Origin of the sequence: Virgibacillus subterraneus (genome assembly GCF_900110695.1) — a bacterium.
Classification (GTDB): domain Bacteria; phylum Bacillota; class Bacilli; order Bacillales; family Amphibacillaceae; genus Lentibacillus; species Lentibacillus subterraneus.
This window is the reverse complement of the sequence record NZ_FOEH01000001.1, coordinates 1,326,861-1,348,255: the sequence shown is the minus strand read 5'-3', so window position 1 is coordinate 1,348,255 and position 21,395 is coordinate 1,326,861. Positions and strand designations below refer to the sequence as shown.

16 protein-coding genes and 1 riboswitch are annotated in these 21,395 nt (G+C 38.5%); of the genes, 6 read left to right on the top strand and 10 right to left on the bottom strand.

The features are described 5' to 3' along the window. Positions 1–590 precede the first annotated feature (590 nt). The 5 genes from BMY13_RS06320 to BMY13_RS06300 form a co-directional block, all read right to left on the bottom strand. Positions 591–2,012 (bottom strand): o-succinylbenzoate--CoA ligase, encoded by a 1,422-nt coding sequence (locus BMY13_RS06320; protein WP_092503335.1) that lies wholly within the window; start codon positions 2,010–2,012, stop codon positions 591–593. 78 nt (positions 2,013–2,090) lie between these two features. Beyond that, positions 2,091–2,909, bottom strand: coding sequence for a 1,4-dihydroxy-2-naphthoyl-CoA synthase (gene menB, locus BMY13_RS06315; protein ID WP_092492164.1), 819 nt, complete (start codon positions 2,907–2,909; stop codon positions 2,091–2,093). Positions 2,910–2,947: 38 nt separating this feature from the next. After that, entirely contained in the window at positions 2,948–3,760 is an 813-nt protein-coding gene (gene menH / locus BMY13_RS06310) for a 2-succinyl-6-hydroxy-2,4-cyclohexadiene-1-carboxylate synthase (protein ID WP_092503333.1), read from the bottom strand. Between the two features lie 11 nt (positions 3,761–3,771). After that, a complete protein-coding gene (gene menD / locus BMY13_RS06305; protein WP_092503331.1) occupies positions 3,772–5,499 on the bottom strand; it encodes a 2-succinyl-5-enolpyruvyl-6-hydroxy-3-cyclohexene-1-carboxylic-acid synthase in 1,728 nt (575 codons plus the stop codon). A gap of 2 nt (positions 5,500–5,501) precedes the next feature. Further along, entirely contained in the window at positions 5,502–6,887 is a 1,386-nt protein-coding gene (locus BMY13_RS06300) for an isochorismate synthase (protein WP_092492161.1), read from the bottom strand. A gap of 275 nt (positions 6,888–7,162) precedes the next feature. On the opposite strand from BMY13_RS06300, the gene BMY13_RS06295 reads away from it, so the two are divergent. Continuing rightward, positions 7,163–8,098, top strand: coding sequence for a 1,4-dihydroxy-2-naphthoate polyprenyltransferase (locus BMY13_RS06295; protein WP_092492160.1), 936 nt, complete (start codon positions 7,163–7,165; stop codon positions 8,096–8,098). A gap of 174 nt (positions 8,099–8,272) precedes the next feature. Continuing rightward, positions 8,273–8,662: a hotdog fold thioesterase gene (locus BMY13_RS06290; protein WP_092492159.1), complete on the top strand. Its 390-nt coding sequence runs from the start codon at positions 8,273–8,275 to the stop codon at positions 8,660–8,662. 98 nt (positions 8,663–8,760) lie between these two features. Here BMY13_RS06290 and BMY13_RS06285 read toward each other — a convergent pair whose 3' ends face one another. The 3 genes from BMY13_RS06285 to BMY13_RS06275 all read right to left on the bottom strand — a co-directional run bounded on the left by BMY13_RS06285 (position 8,761) and on the right by BMY13_RS06275 (position 16,468). Then, positions 8,761–9,348 (bottom strand): ECF transporter S component, encoded by a 588-nt coding sequence (locus BMY13_RS06285; protein ID WP_175476735.1) that lies wholly within the window; start codon positions 9,346–9,348, stop codon positions 8,761–8,763. 163 nt (positions 9,349–9,511) lie between these two features. Then, positions 9,512–9,662: riboswitch (FMN riboswitch) on the bottom strand. 813 nt (positions 9,663–10,475) lie between these two features. Then, positions 10,476–14,771 (bottom strand): S8 family peptidase, encoded by a 4,296-nt coding sequence (locus BMY13_RS06280; RefSeq protein WP_092503460.1) that lies wholly within the window; start codon positions 14,769–14,771, stop codon positions 10,476–10,478. A 638-nt stretch (positions 14,772–15,409) separates the two neighbouring features. Then, positions 15,410–16,468: a M20/M25/M40 family metallo-hydrolase gene (locus BMY13_RS06275; RefSeq protein ID WP_092503329.1), complete on the bottom strand. Its 1,059-nt coding sequence runs from the start codon at positions 16,466–16,468 to the stop codon at positions 15,410–15,412. 128 nt (positions 16,469–16,596) lie between these two features. Between BMY13_RS06275 and BMY13_RS06270 the strand changes: the two genes are divergently transcribed. Together BMY13_RS06270 and BMY13_RS06265 are read left to right on the top strand one after the other, a co-directional pair. Then, positions 16,597–17,151, top strand: coding sequence for a thioredoxin family protein (locus BMY13_RS06270; RefSeq protein ID WP_092503327.1), 555 nt, complete (start codon positions 16,597–16,599; stop codon positions 17,149–17,151). Between the two features lie 109 nt (positions 17,152–17,260). Continuing rightward, complete coding sequence (locus BMY13_RS06265) at positions 17,261–18,259, top strand: potassium channel family protein (protein WP_092492156.1); 999 nt, start codon at positions 17,261–17,263, stop codon at positions 18,257–18,259. Here the strand turns inward: BMY13_RS06265 and BMY13_RS06260 are convergent. Further along, on the bottom strand, positions 18,245–18,655 hold the full coding sequence (locus BMY13_RS06260) for a YugN-like family protein (RefSeq protein WP_092503325.1): 411 nt from the start codon (positions 18,653–18,655) through the stop codon (positions 18,245–18,247). The two genes, BMY13_RS06265 and BMY13_RS06260, sit on opposite strands and share 15 nt — an antisense overlap. Before the next feature lie 108 nt (positions 18,656–18,763). Here BMY13_RS06260 and yugI point away from each other — a divergent pair, with 108 nt between their 5' ends. Then, positions 18,764–19,144, top strand: coding sequence for a S1 domain-containing post-transcriptional regulator GSP13 (gene yugI / locus BMY13_RS06255; protein ID WP_092492154.1), 381 nt, complete (start codon positions 18,764–18,766; stop codon positions 19,142–19,144). Between the two features lie 73 nt (positions 19,145–19,217). Here yugI and BMY13_RS06250 read toward each other — a convergent pair whose 3' ends face one another. Continuing rightward, positions 19,218–19,457 carry a DUF378 domain-containing protein gene (locus BMY13_RS06250; protein WP_092492153.1) on the bottom strand — a complete coding sequence of 80 codons (240 nt, stop codon included), beginning with the start codon at positions 19,455–19,457 and terminating at the stop codon, positions 19,218–19,220. Positions 19,458–19,590: 133 nt separating this feature from the next. Between BMY13_RS06250 and BMY13_RS06245 the strand changes: the two genes are divergently transcribed. Next, complete coding sequence (locus BMY13_RS06245; protein ID WP_092503323.1) at positions 19,591–20,937, top strand: glucose-6-phosphate isomerase; 1,347 nt, start codon at positions 19,591–19,593, stop codon at positions 20,935–20,937. The last annotated feature ends 458 nt before the right edge of the window (positions 20,938–21,395 follow it).

Genomic DNA, 21,395 nt, shown 5'->3' with positions numbered 1-21,395 from the left:
AGACAATGCTTTTGTAAGTGGTCACTTTCATCTGTTGGTCATACGACATTTGTATTTTTTTCAAAAATAATACTTTGTGTAACTACATTCGTTTCTCAAGCCGCAGTAGTGGCAACAAAATATCGATAAATTTGTGGAAATTCAAAATTACTTGTTAACCGCTGTGGTGACTGGATTTCATTAATTAAGGCAGTCTATTCTTAGAAAACTCAGCACTCGCCAGTCTTAATGGTGATTGCATTAGTTGTACTTATGCAGTAAGAAAGTATTTATACTTTTTTAACTGCTTAGAAATAACGGATGTCCTCATTTCAACTAGTGTAATGACAAAGATAGGTGCTATTGATATGACTGCGACACTGAAGCATGCTCATTTCCGCTTCGGGCAGTCGTTTTCCGCGGGAGCCAACTGCCCGAAGCTCCATGAGAGCGCAGGTAATACACGAAGACTCCTGCGGGAAAGCGAAGTGTATTTCCGGAGCAGTGCATAGCACTCGAATATTTTTCAATATTATTTCGCAATGTCGCATTTATATCAACTGCCACACTTAAAAGCAACAAAACTTACGAAATGAGCACTCCGCAATATACTATAACAATTTACTTTTCACAATTTTATTTGACGCATTTCTCGGGAGCTTATCAATAAAACGAATCTCTTTTGGCAGCTTGTATTTAGCTAGTTTCTGACTGGCGAATTCCAGTATAGCTTCAGCCGAAACAGTTTTATCATTTGTAACAATAAACGCGATGGGAACCTGTCCCCACCTATCATCGTTTTTTCCGACAACACCTGCTTCCTGGACTGCATCCATCTCAGACAAGACGCTCTCGATTTCAGTGGGATATATATTTTCACCACCAGATATTATAAGATCTTTTCGTCGATCGACAACATATAAAAAACCATCATCATCAAGATAACCCAGGTCACCAGTAGCTAGCCACCCATCATTTAGCGTTTTTTCTGTTGCTGCTTCATTCTTATAATAGCCAGTTGTAACCATTGGGCCCTTTACGTATATCTCACCAATTGATTTATCTGCTGCATCAATTTTCAACTGGGCTGGGAATAATGGCTTTCCAGAAGAACCTATCTTGTCCAAAGCATCATTTGGGCTTAAAGTTACAATTTGTGATGACGTTTCTGTCATTCCGTAAGATTGGAACACAGGAACATTACGAAATTTTGCCTGTTCTAAGAGTGACTTTGGCGCTGGTCCACCTCCAAGCAACACACAACGAAAGGTATCTGGTAAGAGATTGTCACCAAGGTACTCAACAAGTTCCCTTAGCATAAGGGTAACAACAGAAACAATTGTCACATCCTTTGACATAATCGCATCATGTACACTTCTCTTATCGTATTTATCAACTAAGTAAACAGGCATCCCATAAATAACGCTTTTGACAAAAATAGACAGACCACCAACATGAAAAATAGGTAATGCATTAAGCCACTTGTCATTATTATTTAGGCCCAGATTCAACATAGAACCTATTGCACTCCACCAGTGATTGCCATAAGTATGAACTACACCTTTCGGGAATCCTGTGGTACCTGATGTATAAATAATAGTGAATCTGTCTTCTAAGTTAATTTCCTTTCGCAACTCAACTATCTTTTCCTGAAGCGAGTTAACTTTGAAAAATGTATATACTGGTACACTGAAATTTGTATTATTATTTTCAGCCAGTACATGTGAAACTTCTGCATCGCTGATCTGATATTCTAATTCCTCTTCAGTTAAACGAGTATTAAACATGACCGCAACAGCCCCAAGATAACTCAGTGCATGTATTGCAATTACCATATCAACATTATTGTTAGATAAAATGGCAACATGTGATCCTTGTTTTATATCTAATTGTGCTAATTTTTGAGCAAAATGTTGGCTTTTTTCCTTTAAATCCAAAAAAGTAAAGAAAGTTCCATTTTCCAGTTCAATTGCAGTTTGATCTGGAGCAATATTTGCTTGCTTTGTCAGCCAATGTGGGATTGTTTCAGACATAATGCTGACCTCCTCAATCAGTAAATGAAAAACCTTTGCCTATCATAAGCAAAGGTCTCTCTTAAAAAAATATTATAATCACGGAAAGCGTGGAAATTGCTTAAAGTCTGGTTTCCTTTTCTCTTTAAATGCATCGCGTCCTTCTTTTGCTTCCTCAGTTGTATAGTAAAGAAGTGTTGCGTCTCCGCCCATTTGCTGCAAACCAGCTAACCCATCTGTATCTGCATTAAATGATGCCTTTAGGAAGCGAAGAGCTGTTGGTGATTTCTCAAGCATTTCTTCACACCATTGAAGTGTTTCATCCTCTAGCTTGTCCAGTGGAACTACTGTATTTACCATGCCCATTTGAAATGCTTCTTCGGCACTATATTGACGGCATAAGTACCAGATCTCGCGTGCACGCTTATGACCAACCATACGTGCTAAATAACCTGCTCCATATCCTGCATCAAAACTGCCTACTTTTGGACCAGTTTGACCAAACACTGCATTATCTGCAGCGATTGTCAGGTCACAAACAACATGCAGTACATGGCCACCACCAATAGCATAACCAGATACCATTGCCACAACTGGTTTTGGAATGGTGCGGATTAACCTTTGTAAATCAAGAACATTCAAACGCGGCACCTGGTCATCACCAACATAGCCGCCATGCCCTCTCACTGATTGGTCTCCACCTGAGCAAAATGCTTTATCGCCAGCACCAGCCAATATAACAACACCGATTGATGAGTCATCACGTGCATCAACAAAAGCGTCGATCATTTCATTTACCGTTAGCGGTGTAAATGCATTGTGTTTTTCGGGACGATTCATCGTTACCTTTGCAACACCATCATACTTTTCATACGTAATTTCTTTATACTCTCGAACTTCTTCCCATTGTACAGTCATTATTTTCCTCCTTTAAAAAGTAACTATGTAGTTTACTACTACTGTATTGAATTATAAAACTCATTTACTATTCTACCAAAAATTCCTGGCTGTTCCACATGAATTGCATGACCGGCATTTTCAACAATGACCAGTTTACTTGATGTAATACGTTCTGACATCGATTTATTTATATCAATAAATTTCTGATCATAGGCACCAGCGAGTAACAGTACAGGAATAGTAATATCTTGTAATTGACCCCACCAGGACGGCTGTCGGCCTGTCCCCATATAACGAAGCGAATAAGCCAGGCCGTCCGCAGATTGTGATAACCTTTCATCACGGATCTGCTTTTGAATATTGATTGGCAAGCTTTTCTGTGTCTTAAATAGAGGGATACTCCCCCAGAATTCTACAAATGACTCAACCCCATTCTGTTCAACACGACTGGCAAGTTTATCATCATGATTAAGACGGCTCTTCCGGTCATTATCTGAAATTAGGCCAGGTGAAGCACTTTCAAGCATCAATGACTTAATTCGTTCCGGATAAAGCATTGCTACAGATAATGCCGTCCTTCCGCCCATAGAATAGCCTGCAAGATGAACTTTTTCCAGCTTTAAGTAATCGAATAAATGTACTAAGTCAGAACAACATTCTTCCATTGTTCTTGGTGTATCTAAAGTTGTTTTTCCGTGTCCCGGAAGGTCAATCGTAAGAATCTGATAATAATCCTGCCAGTCATTTATAAAAGAAGTCCAAGTAGCAGCAGTACCTGTAAAACCGTGCAAAAACACGATTGTATCCTCGCCTTCACCTTCACCATCTATTTTATACCAATATGATGCATCATTTACCTTAAAATACACAGAATCATCCTTTAATTCAACAGTTCACTCTCAATTGCCTGCCATTTGCTTCTATGCCATTCCATATTTACGCTTCTGTCAGTCTTCACTTCAATCACCGACAATCCCTGACTCTCGTAGCTTGACTGTAGCGCATCTCTTAGCTCTGAATCGCTGTTAACATCAGCATAGTTTCCACCATACATTTCAACGATATGTTGAAAGTTAACATCCATTGGGGTGCCAAATAGTGCCTCAAAATGATCTTGATAATTTACTTGTGGCAGAAAAGAGAAGATGCCACCACCATTGTTATTAACTAATAGTATAGTTATGTTTAGCTTATATTGCTTTGCAGCCAATAACCCATTTGAATCATGGAAGAACGATAAATCGCCAAGTAACAACGTAACAGGATCACCTGTTGAAGCTGCACCTAGCCCGCTTGACACCATTCCGTCAATACCATTAGCACCACGATTGGCAAGTATATTTATCCTTTTAGGTGTCGTCATGAAAAAAGTATCCACATCCCGAATGGACATACTGTTACCGACATACAAGCTACTCTCATCGGGAATAGCCTCCATGAGAACTCTCGTAGCGTCTCCTTCTGTAAGCATATCTGAATCATCTTGTTCCAGGAGATGTTTTTTGGCAACCTGATTCATAGATTGCCACTTTTCCAGCCATTTCCCGTCAAACGTTATATTTGCAGCAGCCAAATCATTGCATAATAATTCCGGGTCAGCATAAATAAATTCAGTTCGATTGCCCGCTGGTTCACGATAACTTGCTTCGCTTTCTACGATATACTGAGGAATTTCACAATGTTCTTTTACATAAAAGAGGTAGGCTTTGGACACGGGCATTGCTCCAAACCGAATAATAAAGTCCGGCTTCAGTTGTTTACGAATCAAGTCATTTCGTAATATTGCATCATACCCCTCAATCACCTGTTCTTTATGATGCTGACCAGATCTCACCTGTGATAGCGGGTCAGCCAGAATTGGAACTTGCCATGATGCAGCAAGCTGTACGACTGCCTCAGCAAATTCCTTATCCAGTTGTGGACCACAAACAATTAACCCTCTTTGGTGTGACTGTAACTTCTGGATTAGTTGATTCAACTGATCAGAATGTAGCCTTCGTTCCCCATTAAATACAGGGTAATATGCTTTATCATCCTGCAGTCCCCACAAATTAGTTACAGTAAAATCCGGAATTAGTGGCTCACGCAATGGAAAATTTAAATGGACAGGACCTGCATTACCATCTAAAGCAGTATTTACTGCACGTGATGCTTTACTTCTAGCATATTCAAGCATTTTAGAATCTCCTTCAGGTAATGCCATTTCGTGAAACCACTTAGCATAATACCCGTACAATCCGATCTGCTCAATCGATTGTGGTGCTCCTACATCACGCAATTCATGTGGACGGTCAGCTGTTAAAACTACTAAAGGAACGCGCCCATAATGTGCTTCCACAATAGCTGGATAATAGTTTGCAGCTGCAGTACCAGATGTACAGACAATTGCTACTGCTCGATTTTTCTTTTTGGCTAATCCTAATGCAAAAAAAGCAGCCGAACGTTCATCAATAATTACCCACTGGTTCATATTAGGATGTTCTGTCATTGTCATTGCCAATGGCGTTGATCTGGAACCGGGTGAGATAACCACATCAGTTAAACCGCTCTGAACCAGTTCGTCCACAAAGTTTGCAATATATCGTGTTAATACTTCTGTATAATCCATCATTAGCCTCCTAAAACGGACAGCATTGGCAGAAACTTAATATTTGTTTCTTCATATTCAGCTTGTGGATCTGAATCCTTCACAACACCACACCCTGCAAAGAGTGATGCCTCATCACCTTGAATCAGACCAGATCTGATTGCAACAGCAAATTCGCCATTCTGGTTAGAATCCAGCCAGCCAATTGGCGCGCCATACCAGCCACGATCCAGTTGTTCCTGTTCACGAATAAATTTAAGTGACTCTTCGCGCGGAACACCTCCTAAGGCTGGAGTTGGGTGCAGTTGTTGTATAATATCAAAAATACTGTAACCCTTCTTTAAAGTAGCAGTGACTGGAGTATATAAATGCTGTAAATTTTTAAGCGGATAAATCACTGGTTCCTTTGGAATTTGAATAGAAGTGCAATAAAGTTCCATTGCATTTTTAATCATATTTACAACAAAATCATGTTCACTGCGATTTTTCTCATCGTGTAAAAGTTTATAGCTGATCTTTCTATCTTCTTCTTTTGTCTTCCCTCTTGGTGCAGTTCCAGCTAAACAAGTTGAAAGTAATTGTTGATTTTGCAGCTTGACCAACCTTTCTGGTGAAGCCCCGACAAAACAATCTCCATCACGTTCAAATGCAAAAATAAAACTGTTTGTCTGTGAAGATATAAATTTATCCAAAACTGCAGTAATCGATGCATCGCCCGTCAACTTAATTCTTACTTCACGAGCAAGCACTATTTTCTCAGCTTCATCTTGATTAATTTTTTCAGTTGCACGTTCAACGGTATCCATCCATTGCTGTGGCGCAATTTCATCCTTTGAATGTATTCTTGTTTGGTCTGGAAGAGTTGTTGAATAAGACATTAACGTTTCTTCAGCGTGTTTAATTCCATTAGCTAGCTGCCTGGAATGATCACCCTGATTCACTTGCACATTTGTTGTTACATAATACTTCCCTTCATTTACAGTTAAAATAAACTTTGGTATCGTAAATGAACTATGACCAAACTTTCTCCACAAGTCCGACTTTCGTATGCTTGGATCAAAAGACATACCACCTAAGGTAACCATACCTGTTCCAGGAACCTTGTACGGATTATGAATAATTGCATCCCGCAATAGTTTCTTCCATTGTTTTTCGGTATTTTGAAAACGGTACTCATTAGCATCAATCTGAAACGCACTTCCGACGCCCACTATAAAAAACTGTTCTGAAGTGCTTGTCCAAAAAGTACGATCCATTCCCAATTTTTTAGCAGATTCAAAAAAACGAAGTGGATCTGTCTCATTTATTTCTTTTGTCATACTTATCATTTGTGTCTTATTATTTGATTTAGCTTGATCAATCGCTTTTTCGAGTAGCGATTCAATCAGCTCTTCTTTAATTTCTATCATCAATCTTAACCTCCGTAACTTTAAACAATCACAAAGTACCATATCTATTTTATTCTCTTTTTGCCTGTTTCTCAAGGATTGACTTTTATTATGGCGGTTTAATGAAATATTTCCAATTGACACCCCTTGCTGAATTGCCTAAACTAAATATGTTAATGTGATATTTAGAGATCTTGGCTTAACATTAAACTTTAATGACAAATGACTTAGTTGTACTTATCCAGTTAAAAAGCATTATACTTTTTAACTGCGAACAAACAGAGGAGAGAACATCCGTGGAATCATCAAATAAATCTACTATTAAACAGGCACTTAACGAAAAAAGCGGATTCCAAATATGGTGGAGGCTATTGCGTCCGCATACATTAACTGCTTCTTTTGTTCCGGTTTTTGTTGGAACAATGCTGGCACTTATTGATCATGGTATAAATATCTTTTTATTTTTAGCGATGCTGCTGGCATCTATGTTAATTCAATCCGCTACAAATATGTTTAATGAGTACTATGACTTCGCTCGTGGACTGGATAATGAAGAATCTGTTGGTATTGGTGGCACGATCGTTCGTGATGGTGTTTCACCCAAAACCGTATTACGATTGGCACTCACTTTCTTCGGGATTGCCATTTTGCTAGGTGTTTATATTTGTATTGAATCAAGCTGGTGGATAGCTATCATTGGATTAGTATGTATGCTCTTTGGCTACTTATATACAGGTGGACCTTTACCAATTGCATATACTCCATTAGGTGAAATTTTTTCAGGATTCTTAATGGGAACCGTAATTATCGGAATCAGTTATTTCATCCAAACGCAGACACTTACAAGCACAGTAATTTGGGTTTCAATCCCGATAGCTATTTTTATTGGGGCCATTATGATGTCCAATAACATTCGTGATTTGGATGGAGATAAAGAAAACGGACGGAAAACGATTGCGATTTTAATCGGAAGAAAAAATGCTGTCCGATGCTTAGCATTATTATTTACTGTGGCTTTTGCCCTGACAACAGTATACATTATTCTCGGAATGCTTCCAATATGGTCTGTGATAGCGTTATTGGGGATTTTTAAAGCAATTGATGTTGTCAAAAAATTTCAAGGTAAATCTCAGCCAATTGAAATGCTTCCAGCAATGGTTGCAACCGGAAAAACGAATACCATTTACGGTTTTCTTCTCGGTATATCTTTATTAATCAGTAATTTTATCTAAAAGTACGTGTTCAAAAAGGAGGATGAAAATGACCGAGGAGTTCGAGGCAGCGTAGCTTTGAGTAGCGGAATGTATGCTTTTAATACATGAGCAACGGAAAAGCAAGCTAACGACGAAATTCGATGCGTCATTTTTACCGGACTTTTTGAACAACCTCTAAAAAGGAGCTTTTAAATGGATCTATCAAACACTCTAATGGAGTCACTTGGTATAGAAGTGACATCCCTTGATAAAAATCTGGTTATCATGACAATGCCGGTTGACCATCGAACACATCAGCCAGCAGGTTTTCTGCATGGAGGCGCAAACGTAGCATTGGCCGAAACTGCCGCAAGTATCGGTGCATATATGAATATAAACCCCGAAGAATTTAATGTATTTGGAATTGAAATTAATGCAAACCATGTTAAAAGCAAGCGTGAAGGAATTGTAACAGCAAAAGGAACTCCAGTTCACATTGGAAAAACAACGATGGTCTGGGAAATTAACATTGTTGATGAAAATGATGATCTCATATGTATTTCAAGATGCACAATTGGGATAGTTCCCAAGAAGAACGATTAGATAAAGTGACTGCGTACAGGCAGTCACTTTTTATTTTGGTAATCGTTTTACTTTCCATACTTAAAAATGAGAGTGCCACCTATGACACTCCCATAAAGCTATGCTAGATTGGCCTGCTTTTGCTCAATCCATTTTTTCATTTTTATAAATAAAGGTACAAATAACAAACCTACTATAATACCTTTAATAATATTAAATGGTAACACACCAAGGGATACTGCTACCCATTTTGCGCTCTGATTCATTTCCTCCCACCCCATAAACCATGCATATGCAGGCAGGATAACAAGATAATTTAGTATACTCATTCCAATTGCCATAATAACTGTACCTGTAATTAAACCGGAAATAATACTCTTAACACCTTTATATCTGTGATAAAGCACTGCGACTGGGACAATAAACATTACTCCTGCCAAGAAGTTTGCGATTATGCCAATTGGATCACCGGCACCCGAAACGACTAAATAGAGCATGTTCTTTATTGCTTCTACTGCTACTCCTGCCATTGGTGAAAAAATTAGGGCTGCGATTAATGCAGGTACCTCACTAAAATCAATTTTCAGATATGGTGGTAAAAACGGTAGTGGGAAATTCAAGAAAAACAGTATGAGTGAAATTGTTCCCAATAATGCTAGAATAATAAGTTTTAATAATTTTGATGACTGCATATTAGTCGATTGCATCATCAACTCTCCTCCCTCATCTATCGATTCACATCTGTCTTGTGATGAAGGATAAGCCTATTCCTATTCTATACATATACATAAAAAACCCTAAAACCTAATCGGGGCTTCAGGGTATACATTCACAGGAAAACAGAGGCGCAAAACGCACCAATTTTCGGCTCGACATCTTCTCCCATCCAGACTGTAACTGTCGGTCCCGGACTCACACCAGGTCCACCGCTTGGCAAATGCCGCACGGGTCACGGACTTAGAACATTTAATGCTTGTTCCTTACCGTCGGTCGGGAATTGCACCCTGCCCCGAAGATGGAATCGATATATTATTGTTGTTTGTTATTATACTATTATTCTATCCATTTGGAAAGCAAACTGTTTCACCAAAAATAACTTAGTAAACTTGACTTATAGCCAAGTCTTAATATAGATAAGCCATTGTTGCACATATGCAGTAAGCGGCTGGAACAAAAGTGTTTTTAGTCAAAGTGAAATCCGAACTATGATTTGTTGCTGATTAGATATAAACTGCGAAGTAACATGGAAAAATACTCAACCGGGGCTCATAACTTCGATATGAGTGACCGTTTCTCACTATTTAAACAGAGTTCGGTTTCTCATAACCCTGATGAAGACCCGTTTCACGCTATTTGAATAGAGTTCGGGTTCTCATAACCCCGATGAAGACCCGTTTCACGCTATTTGAACAGCGTTTGTGCTCTCATAACCCCGATGAAGACAATTTTCACGCTATTTGAACAGCGTTTGTGCTCTCATAGCCCTGATGAAGATACTTTTCACGCTATTTGAATAGCGTCCGGGTTCTTATAACCCTGATGAGTGAGCCCATGACTAGTAAGACTGCGAAAGTGCTAGCTTGTGCAGATGTTGCATTGGTACCGGAGTGGTGCAAAAGAAAATTTTCACTGTGTCGCAGTTTTTATCAACTACGTATTAGATCCAACCATTGATAATGAACGTGTTCTAAACATCCTATCCTGTTATTATTCATCTTTTAAAGTGGAAAGTTCTAGTTATGTCCCAAACTCTTAACCGCAAAAAAATTGCCCCAGAGATCGTAAGCAAAAACTTACGACCAAAGAGGCAACCTTCTCCTTTACAGCCTATTTATCATTCAACATTGATAAATAATTTTCCTTCAGCTGTTTTACGTGATTCATTACCGAAGTCATCAACAACTTTCACTTCGATAACAGCACCCTCTGCAACAACATTATTAGTCGCTGTATAATAGCCGACATAATGTCCATCAGACATCTCCATCATCGGAAGTTCCGTTACATTAGATACTTGTGCAACCGCATTTGTAAGTGGCATATGGATAAAGAATGTAGCTCTTTGGCCAGGCTCACTATCAAACTCGATTCGCACACTCTCGCCTGCTTCCAGGTTTTTATCCTCGGTAGGCGTCAGGTTTTCAACCGTTGGTGCAACAAAGTCTACATCAATCGTTATAGTCTCTGTCTGAACGTTTCCTGCAAGGTCCTGGGCGATTACTTCAATCTGGTTTTCGCCGTTATCAAGCAGAATTCGTTTTGAATACGTACCATCGTCGGCAACAGTCGCTTCTCGACCATTCACATCAACAAAGTCAAGATTAGCATCGGAAACTGTACCTTCAACAGTAACTGTTTCACGATTGGTTTTATCCCCATCTTCTGGGCTATCAATGGTTAATTCAGGACTCATTGTATCCAGGGTTACTGTAACAGTCTCAGATTCACCTGCTACACCACCATTCATCATGGACAATGCTTTAAATTCATTTTCGCCTTCTGAAAGTTCAGTTGGAATGGCAAACTGACCATCTTCACCAATTTCAGCAGTCCCAATTTCTTCTCCATTATTTAACAATTGAACCGTAGTTGTAGGAGATGCAGTCCCCTCAACCGTCATGTCTGGTTCACTTGTGATTGAATCTTCGCTAGGTGAAGTAATAACTGGATCATTTACTTCATAGCTTACTCGTGAACGAATCATATAGTTACCTTCAGAAGCAGGAGATGGTGACCAAGCTCCAGCTACATACTGATAACTTCGTTCTGCGTTCGTTCCGTTTTCATCTGTAGCCAATCCAGGTGCGTTTGGATTTGGATCTTTTTGGATATAAACCATATAGAAATCGTCTTCAACAATAATGTTATGCTCACGTAAATCAACTACAGTCCATTCATTTAAATCTCTTATTGCTTCTGCATCAACTGGACCTGCAATCTTTTCTCCAGGTGTTCCATCGGGACCAGATGAATCCCATACTTCAACCGCAAATTCCGTACCACCTGGTGTTGGCCAATCAGTACCATGGAATTGGAAAACACCATCTGTTACTACAGCTGAATCTTTTTCTTCAGGTAAAGACATTTTTACTGCCCACCCATTACCGGCATCATAAAATGCACGAGCATTCTCGGCAGTACCATCGTCATAACCGATTTCTCCACCAGGATACGTATAAAATGGTTCAAGAGCGATGTCTTGTTCAACATCTTCGTCAAGGTTTACTTCCACTTCCTGACTATAATAGTCTCTTGCCATTACTTTTAACGTGTAGGTTCCTTCATATCCTGTGATAGAGTAATTACCATTTTCATCAGTCTCAACAGGTGTAACGTTAGCATCCTCTACCAATAATATAGTAGCGCCTTCAATTGGGGCACCTGTTGCTTCATCAGTAATTGTCCCACTCACTGTCGCTTGAGGAATTTCATCAAGCGTGAAATCAGCTTGTGCCGTTCCATCCGCTTCAAGTGTTACAGATTGTTCCTCAGACTCAAATCCATATGATTCAGCTTTCAACGTAAAAGTTCCTGCTGCATGGCTTAAGGAATATTCACCAGTTGCTGGATCAGTCATTACCGAACGACCGCTTTCCAATACACTTACTTGCGCGCTCATCGGTAATAAGTTAGGATTAATTATGTCCTCTTCGGCAGGAGGATTATCTTTTGGTAAATCTGGCTTAATTTTAGCTGGATTTACCTTTTCTTTCATTCCAGCTTTTTCATCTGCTTTGATTACTCCTAGGCCATTATTACCCCGAACTCCGTTATTGTTACCTTTTTTCCCTAAAGATGCTTCACTGCTTTGTGACGTATCAGATAATGCTACATCATCAATATACCAGCCTTCTCTTGTTACACTGCCATCTGTTGTAACATTAAATCCAAGATAGACTCGTTGGCCGCTATATTCAGATAAATCAACTTCTGCACTTTCCCAGCCATCTGTTTCACCTTTTACTTCCAACAGTTGTGTCCACTCTTCTTGATCAGTCGAGACAAAGATATGACCGAAATCGTAAGCTGTTCCTGAAGCATACATCTCTAAATTGTGCCATTGATTAAATTGCAAATAAGCATTTCCTTCTGGTAAATCAACTGGCGGCATTACAAGCGTTGCGTTCATATTGTTTTCATATTCACCATCAAGGTTTGTTGCATATACATTTTCTCCTGATGCTGCGTTTCCAGGTCCAGAGGTTGGTGCTCCCCATTCCCAGCTGTTCATTTCACCAAAAGATGTCCAGCCTATAGGATTAGCTTCAAAGTCTTCTGAGTAACCTATAGAAATTCCTGGTTTCACTTCAATATAATATTCTTCACTGACAACTTCATTTTCACCAAAGTCGTTTATTGTCCATTGATAAGTCAGTGAATCCTCAGCAATTTGTCCACCTGGAATGGTGGCTACAAATTCGCCTTCTTTATAATCACCAGAAACACGTCCGGCTTCGACAGTTTGCCATTCTCCATTTGTATCCAGGTAATCTAATTCAACCGATGCAACGCTGATATTATCACTAACTTGTACATTCAAATCAAGGTCCATGCCAGCGTAAGTTTCTGCTGGTGCAGTGTGATCGAATGTAGGTGCTTCATTATCTTCACCTGGTTTGGTCACTTGACCTTCGATTGTACCGATTCCATTCTGTAATGCTGATACTGCATCATACGCATTTACCAAACCATGACCAAATCCATTATTCGGGGATTCAGGATATACATCATCCGTTAATGGGATTGCAGTATCCATTAGAATTTGTTCCATTTCATCAACTGTAATACTGCTATCTACTTGACGTAACAGCGCTGCTACAGCTGATACTGCAGGACCTGACATTGATGTTCCATTCCAGCCACCTTCATATTGGCCACCTGGAACGGATGAACGGATGTTAACTCCAGGAGCTGAAATATCTGGTTTAATCTCATCATATGGTGAAGGTCCTTCTAATGAAAAACTAGCTAAATTATCATCGATATCTGTTGCTCCTGTTGCGAATGATTCAGGATAGTTTGCTGGTGTTGCAATTGATCCTGGCCCACCCGGGTTAAATAAAGTAGTGTTACCAGCAGAAAATTCAGGGAAGATTTCCGCTGCACGCCAATTTATAACAACATCGCGGTACCATTCATCAAGTCCTGGTCCACCGCCCCATGAGTTATTAACAACATCTGGCGCCATATCAACACGGGCATTTCCTTCTGAATCTGTTGGTGCTAAGATCCACTCTGCGGCAGCTAATAAGTCAGCATCTGTTCCACCTGCTGCAGTGAATGCTTTAACAGAAATAAACTGTGCTCCAGGTGCAACTCCAACTTGGTTAGATCCATCTGGTTCACCACCAACCATTGTTCCAATTGTGTGTGTACCATGTCCTTGATCATCGAATGGTTCTGATTGCCCTGCTGTAGCATCGAACCAGTTAAAGTCATGATCAACTTCACCAGTAGCTGCATCATAGCCGCGATATTTTTCCTTAAGAGCAGGATGATCCCACTGAACACCTGTATCAATACTTGCTACAACTGTTCCAGAACCATCAATCCCCATGTCCCAAACCTGAGGAGCTCCAACACGCTCAACATTCCACTCTATATTAGCAGTTTCAGACTGTGGAGCATTTTTTGCCTCTTTTGTAACCGGTGTTAACAGTTCACGGGTTTCATTCGGTAATATTTTATCAACTTCAGCAAAGCTAGCTACCTTTTTCGCTACTTCTTTCGTAGCTGTAACAGCCATCCCGTTAACTATATAATACGACCTAATATTTTCAGCATTTCCCTTATCTGCTTCCTGCTGAAGATATTGCTTTACTTTTGACTGTGATTCAAGAGTGGTAGATTTTAATTCAGATACTACAGCAGAACGTTGTACAAATTCAGCTTTTTTTGCTGTCATATTTGCAGATTCAGCACTTTTTCTTGCTTCTTTAGCAATTTTCTTCGTGTCTGCTTTTTCATTAAACTTAATTAAAAACGTCACTTTTTCATCATTCTTAAATTGATCTAATAAACGATTATTGACCTTTGCTTTTGCAGCAGTTTGCGTATCTTTTGCCGAATGATGTATGTTACCATTCGTCTTTGCATAAGACATTCCGGGAACTACCAACGAAAACACCATTAATAGGGCTGCCGCAATACTAAAAGCTCTTGTTTGACGCTTTTTGCTTAGCAATTTAATTCCTCCTCCTGATTTTTTATACCGTAATAACACAAAAAAACTCCCCCTCGCCTCCTTTACTAAAAAAATTTAGTGCAGGTCTCAGCTGTAGTGGAGCTGTTTTGTAATTCTTTTGTTGTTATTGTAACTGTACTGTAATAATTATGAAAAATCTGTCATATTTTGTCGGCAAATATCATGAAATTAGGATTTGATTACTAAGTACCATGTTCGATGAATTTTTGTTAGATAAAAGAACTATATTTTAATGATTATTTATTTCAAAAAAGTACCCTGGACAACCCTTGCGTGTATAGAGATATTAAGTCGATGGAAATATTTCCTAATTCTGTAAAAATAAATGCGTAAATTAACCTAGATTACTAAGGATTTGACAAGATATCTTCACCTGAGTGTCATAAAAGCATTACTTTATTCATAGTATATTGCTAATATTAATCCCATCTGAATACAAAGTCACTTTCCTAGTAAGTACAAACAGTTACTTTCAGCCTATGATTTAGAATACAATACTTTCTTAACTGCAAAAAAATCCCAACCCATAATAATGGATTGAGATTTAATAACCAACTACAATTTTAGTCTTCCAGTGGATTAAGGCTTTCTTCACCAGTAAGATCAGCAATCATCGTTACAAGCAATTCTATTTCTTCATCAATGTCTCTTAAACTTGAAGTTTCCACAGGTGAATGCATGTAACGTAATGGTAACGATACTAATGAGACAGGCACACCAGGACCTGTCAAACGCATTCTGTCTGCATCTGTCCCAGTCATACGTGGCGTCAACTCGTATTGCACTGCCATATTTAATTTTCTGGCTGTTTTTTCAAGCAATCTATTAATTTTAATATTGATTGGTGCACCTTTTGCAAATACTGGACCACCGTCAAGAGTTATGTCTCCATGCTTATTTTTATTGACACCAGGATAATCAGTCGAGAATGTTACATCACAAGCAATAGCCATTGTAGGTTCAACACCGGCAGCGGCAAAATAAGCACCACCCATGTTTGTCTCCTCATTTACAGTGCTTGCTGCATATACACCCACACTGCACCCTCTTTCTGAAAGTCGCTTTAATACTTCAGCAACAATGAATGAACCAGTACGGTTATCCAATCCACGTCCGGCCACGTAACGATCCATCAATATTTCCGGCTCTGTTTTATAGACAGCCAAATCACCAATCTGAACAAATTTTGCAGCTTCATTTTTCGTTTTATAACCACAATCAATAAACAGATCCTCTAAGCTAAAGTCATCTTTTAATCCACCATGGTGCTGTGCATTAACACCAATAACGCCTGTTACTTCTTCGTTGAATCCAAGTACAGTAACCTTCATTCCAACAGCGGCCTTTGGGTTTATCCCGCCCATTTTATCAAAATGTAGAAATCCATCTTCGTCAATTCGATTAATGACTAATGCTATTTCATCACAATGACCTGCAAGCAAAACTTTAAATAAAGCATTTGGATTAATTACTCCAATAGCATTTCCAGCGTTATCAGTTCTAATCTCATCCGCAAATTCTTTTACATAATTAATCCACTTTTTTTGTATTGCCATCTCATTACTTGATGGGGATGGCGTATGTAATAACTCCAACAAAAAATCCCTGTTTGCTTGTTCCATTTAAACTACCTCCTTAAAGTCTTTCACACCAATCATAACAAAAAAACATGTATAAGAGCACTTTTGTTTACGCTATAGGAAATATTGGGTACACTTTTATAAGAGACAGACAAAGGAGTGTAACGTCAATGAATTTAAATCATTGGTATGAAAAAGGTATGACACCAGATACATATATTGAGTCAATGGAAAAAAATAAACAAAATTTATTACATATTTATGATCATTTCACACCGCCAGCAGACACAAAATTCTTCCAAAAACTGACTGAAATGAACATCCGTGTAATTGTATTGACGGAGGACTGGTGTGGCGATGCTATGTTAAATATCCCAATCTTAATTCGTATTGCAGAACAGGCTAATATTCCAGTGAAAATGCTTTTACGAGATGATAATCTGGAGTTAATGGATCAATACTTAACAAATGGAAAAGCGCGTTCTATTCCTATCTTTATTTTTATTGATGAAACTGGCAATGAAGTTGCAAAATGGGGACCTAGGTCTAAAGCAATTCAGCAATATTTGGATGATGCACGTGATAATCTTCCACCGAAAGAAGCAGATGATTATGAGGAGAAATCAAAAGAAATGTATCTGTTTATGACCAAGTCATTCCGTGACAATAAAGATATTTGGCAGGATGTATATACAAGCCTTAAACACAAGTTAGAACAAGTCTAACCTGTAAAACTCACCTCCTATCGGTGAGTTTTTTTATCGTGTATATAATATTAATACCTTTGCCCATACTAGTATGTAAAATAATTAATGGATTAAGGTGCAATATATAATGAGTATTGAATACTTTAAACATATCTATTTCAGACTACCTGTTATTGTTAGGCTTCTAATATCTATATTTGTGGTAATGACTTTTTTTGGGGTTATTATTCACCTTGTTGAACCGTCTGCTTTCCCATCTGTATTTGATGGAATTTGGTGGGCTTTTATTACAGGAGCGACGGTTGGTTACGGTGATTTTGTACCATTAACAGCTCTTGGAAAAGTTATTGCAATACTGCTTATTCTTTCTGGTGGTGGGCTTCTTACATTTTACATAATGACTTTATCAGCTGGAACCATTCAGCATGAGCAGGATTTATCAAAAGGAAAAGTAAAATTTAAAGGTGAAGATCACATTGTAATAGTTGGGTGGAATGAACGAACTAGACAACTAGTGAATATGATCGAGACGAAGGATTCTAAAGAGGAAATTGTCCTGATTGACAGAACTCTTGATCATCTTCCATATCAGCATTATCCTATTCACTTTATCCACGGGGATCCAAGTGAAGATTCAACATTAATACAAGCTAATATTCAGGAGGCCAAGTCAGTTATTTTAACTGCCGACATCACGAAAAAAGAACGTCAGGCTGACATTACAACTATTTTGGCAATAGTTGCAATTCGTGGAAATAATCAACATGTATCAATTAACGCAGAAGTTCTCTCTATTTCACAAATTGAAAACGCAATCCGTGCTGGAGCGAACACTATTATCAGGTCAAACGATTTCATGAGTACTTTATTTTATCATGAGCTTTATCACCTTAAAAACACAAGACCATTTGAAACAGTACTGAATGTCTTAAACAACCAGCAATTTTCACACTTAGCCCTTCCGGAACAACTGGAAAATTCCACATTTAAAAATGGAATAGTTTTTTACTTGGACAAAAAAGAGCTTTTGTTTGGTTTTATACGCGATGACGATTGGGTGATCAACCCTCCAAAAGATACGACATTAAATAAAGGGGATATCCTTCTGACATTAACTTCCTGGTAAGAGAAGTCGCTCTACCTTTTTCATGATTTCTTTTCCAGTTGCAACATAGTCATCAGGTACATCAGCATCCGCGTTTACTGGCGTCTGGAACTGGTCAAATGCACCACGTAACGCCCCACCAGCTCCTTCTTCATCAAACCCTCGTTGATACTGATGTGCGAGTAAAAATGGCTGATCAACTCGCACTGTTACACCAGGATAATCAAGAGATCCCGCCACAGCATAGAATGGTATCCTTAAAAAATAATAAATACCATCATCGTCAATTTTCATATCAAAATACCCTTTATCATAGTCCCAGTTTGAACCAATCACAAACCCCTCAGGCTTTAATCGTTCTTCCAAAAAATACAATGGATATATTTTATTTTCAACTTCTGAATTTATCGGAACCATTTGCTCACTCCTCAGTAAATTTCTATTATTTTTTGCTTGGAATCGAAATTTATGCTAAAATATTTTATTGTGTGAAAAGAATCGAATAGAGTATAGGAGTTGTTCAGCATGTCAGACAAGTTTGAGACTGGTCAGATATTAGAAGGAAAAGTTACAGGAATTCAGCCATATGGTGCATTTGTTGCATTAGACGAAGAAATCCAAGGGTTAGTGCATATTTCTGAGGTAACACATGGGTATGTTAAAGATATTAATGATCATTTAACAACCGGGGACGAAGTAAAAGTGAAAGTTTTGAATGTAGATGAAGAAAATAATAAATTTTCGTTATCTATTCGTGCTACAGAAGAACCACCTAAGAACCGTCCAAAGCCTCAAAAGAATCAAGCACCAAAGCAACAAGATAACGATAACGCTGGATTCAATACATTAAAAGATAAACTGGAAGAATGGATTGAACAGTCAGAAGGATCTTATAATAAAAAATAATGATTGAAAAAAGAGGCTTTCTCAAGTATGTTTTGACATAGTCAACAATACTTGGAAATGCCTCTTTTTTGTTTTAAGTATCTGTACGTGGTTCTGGGCGATCAGCAAAAGCTTCATCTGGTTTGAATAATAATGACAATGTTACCAGACCACTTATGCCAACTAAAGTATAAATAACTCGTGCAAATGCTCCACTCTGTTCACCACCACCAAAAACTGCAGCGACTAAGTCAAATTGAAATAATCCGATAAGTCCCCAATTTATTGCACCAATTATTGTTAATGCTAAACATGCTCGTTGTATACCACTCATTTCAACAAACCTCCTTTACTGATGTACTATTCACTAGTTTTTCACTTTTATTAAAATATATACAAGCTCATTCTTGATTTCACAATATCACTTCGGTAAAGTAAAAAATGAAAGCTTATTGAAGGAGGAAAACATGACACATATTAATTTTTCATACAGTAAAGCACTAGATTTCTTCAGTCAAAACGAAATTAATTATTTGCAAGAGTATGTAACGTCAGCTCACAACGCATTACATAATAAAACTGGACCAGGAAATGACTTTTTAGGGTGGACTGATTTACCTGAAACTTATGACAAAGAGGAATTTTCCCGAATTAAGTCAGCAGCAGACCAAATAAAACAAGACACTGATATATTACTTGTCATCGGGATTGGTGGATCGTATCTTGGTGCACGTGCAGCGATTGAAATGCTTAACCATTCCTTTCAAAACCTTCTATCTGAGGATAAACGGCAGGCACCCCAGGTTATTTTTGTTGGCCACCATATGAGTTCAACTTATATGGCGGAGTTATTCGATTTACTTGAAGGCAAAGATGTATCGATTAATATCATTTCTAAAAGTGGAACGACAACTGAACCTGCTATCGCATTTCGGATTTTTAAACAATTTCTAGAGGAAAAATACGGTCAAGATGCAGCCAAAAAGCGAATTTATGCAACAACTGATAAAGCGAAAGGCGCATTAAAAACAGTTGCCGATGAAGAAGGCTACGAATCTTTTGTTATTCCAGATGATGTTGGGGGCCGTTATTCTGTTCTAACTGCAGTTGGATTGTTACCTATCGCAGTTAGTGGCGTATCGATTGACGAAATGATGCAAGGTGCACAAGCAGCCATGAGCGATTTAGCAGAGCCATCACTCGCGGAAAACCCAGCATATCAGTACGCCGCAGTCCGAAATGTACTATATAATAAAGGTAAAACAGTTGAAATGCTTGTCAATTATGAACCACACCTCCAATATGTTTCTGAATGGTGGAAACAATTGTTTGGTGAAAGTGAAGGTAAAGATCAAAAAGGTATTTTTCCAGCATCAGCCAACTTTACGACAGACCTTCACTCGATGGGACAATACATCCAGGACGGAAGACGTGACCTTTTCGAGACAGTCTTACATGTCAATAAGTCCAAACAAGAAATAACACTGGAATCAGATGAAGCAAATTCGGATGGGCTTAATTATCTTGCTGGTAACACAATTCACGACATCAATGAGAAAGCATTTCAAGGAACATTACTGGCACATACTGACGGGAATGTCCCCAACCTTATTATTGAGTTACCAGAACTTGATGCATACACATTCGGTTACATAGTTTACTTTTTCGAGAAAGCATGTGCAATTAGTGGTTATCTGTTAGGGGTTAATCCGTTTGATCAGCCTGGTGTAGAGGCTTATAAGAAAAATATGTTCGCACTACTTGGCAAACCAGGATATGAGGAAGAGAAAACTAAATTAGAGAAACGATTGTAACTAGTTAGGCTGTAATGTTTTGGGGACAAACAGTAGGATAGAGCGTTGAATTGCTGAGCAATTTAATGCTCTTTCTTTGTTTCACATGTGTTATTGCTGAATAGACGGGAATTTGCTCACTCTTCTGTCGATTCTGCACCTTCTTCTGGCGATTCAGCTCCCTCTTCTGGTGATTCAGCACCTTCTTCTGGCGATTCAGCACTCTCTTCTGTTGATTCTTCCATTTGCCTTCTTCCTCCCTGCCTCGTAATTATGAAATGAAACAAATAATGTTATATATTTCATTCATTGGAAAAAATTAAAGTTTTTTTGTCATTTTATGTTTATATTTCTATGCAGGGGGTAATACTAAAAATGTAAGACTTTCTCGTATTCCCCCTGTAAGCAAGGCGTATAAGCGCTTTGCTTTTTTTTTGTGTTTAATCCGATATAATTGAGTTATTGATTAGTAGGAGGTT

What these genes read in the sequence shown, in the direction of transcription:
- menB (WP_092492164.1), bottom strand. Translation starts at nt 2,909, where the DNA reads ATGACTGTACAATGGGAAGAAGTTCGAGAGTATAAAGAAATTACGTAT.
- menD (WP_092503331.1), bottom strand. Translation starts at nt 5,499, where the DNA reads ATGGATTATACAGAAGTATTAACACGATATATTGCAAACTTTGTGGAC.
- BMY13_RS06320 (WP_092503335.1), bottom strand. Translation starts at nt 2,012, where the DNA reads ATGTCTGAAACAATCCCACATTGGCTGACAAAGCAAGCAAATATTGCT.
- BMY13_RS06270 (WP_092503327.1), top strand. Translation starts at nt 16,597, where the DNA reads ATGAATTTAAATCATTGGTATGAAAAAGGTATGACACCAGATACATAT.
- BMY13_RS06290 (WP_092492159.1), top strand. Translation starts at nt 8,273, where the DNA reads ATGGATCTATCAAACACTCTAATGGAGTCACTTGGTATAGAAGTGACA.
- BMY13_RS06285 (WP_175476735.1), bottom strand. Translation starts at nt 9,348, where the DNA reads ATGCAATCGACTAATATGCAGTCATCAAAATTATTAAAACTTATTATT.
- BMY13_RS06275 (WP_092503329.1), bottom strand. Translation starts at nt 16,468, where the DNA reads ATGGAACAAGCAAACAGGGATTTTTTGTTGGAGTTATTACATACGCCA.
- BMY13_RS06265 (WP_092492156.1), top strand. Translation starts at nt 17,261, where the DNA reads ATGAGTATTGAATACTTTAAACATATCTATTTCAGACTACCTGTTATT.
- BMY13_RS06280 (WP_092503460.1), bottom strand. Translation starts at nt 14,771, where the DNA reads ATGGTGTTTTCGTTGGTAGTTCCCGGAATGTCTTATGCAAAGACGAAT.
- BMY13_RS06300 (WP_092492161.1), bottom strand. Translation starts at nt 6,887, where the DNA reads ATGATAGAAATTAAAGAAGAGCTGATTGAATCGCTACTCGAAAAAGCG.
- BMY13_RS06250 (WP_092492153.1), bottom strand. Translation starts at nt 19,457, where the DNA reads ATGAGTGGTATACAACGAGCATGTTTAGCATTAACAATAATTGGTGCA.
- BMY13_RS06245 (WP_092503323.1), top strand. Translation starts at nt 19,591, where the DNA reads ATGACACATATTAATTTTTCATACAGTAAAGCACTAGATTTCTTCAGT.
- BMY13_RS06260 (WP_092503325.1), bottom strand. Translation starts at nt 18,655, where the DNA reads ATGGTTCCGATAAATTCAGAAGTTGAAAATAAAATATATCCATTGTAT.
- yugI (WP_092492154.1), top strand. Translation starts at nt 18,764, where the DNA reads ATGTCAGACAAGTTTGAGACTGGTCAGATATTAGAAGGAAAAGTTACA.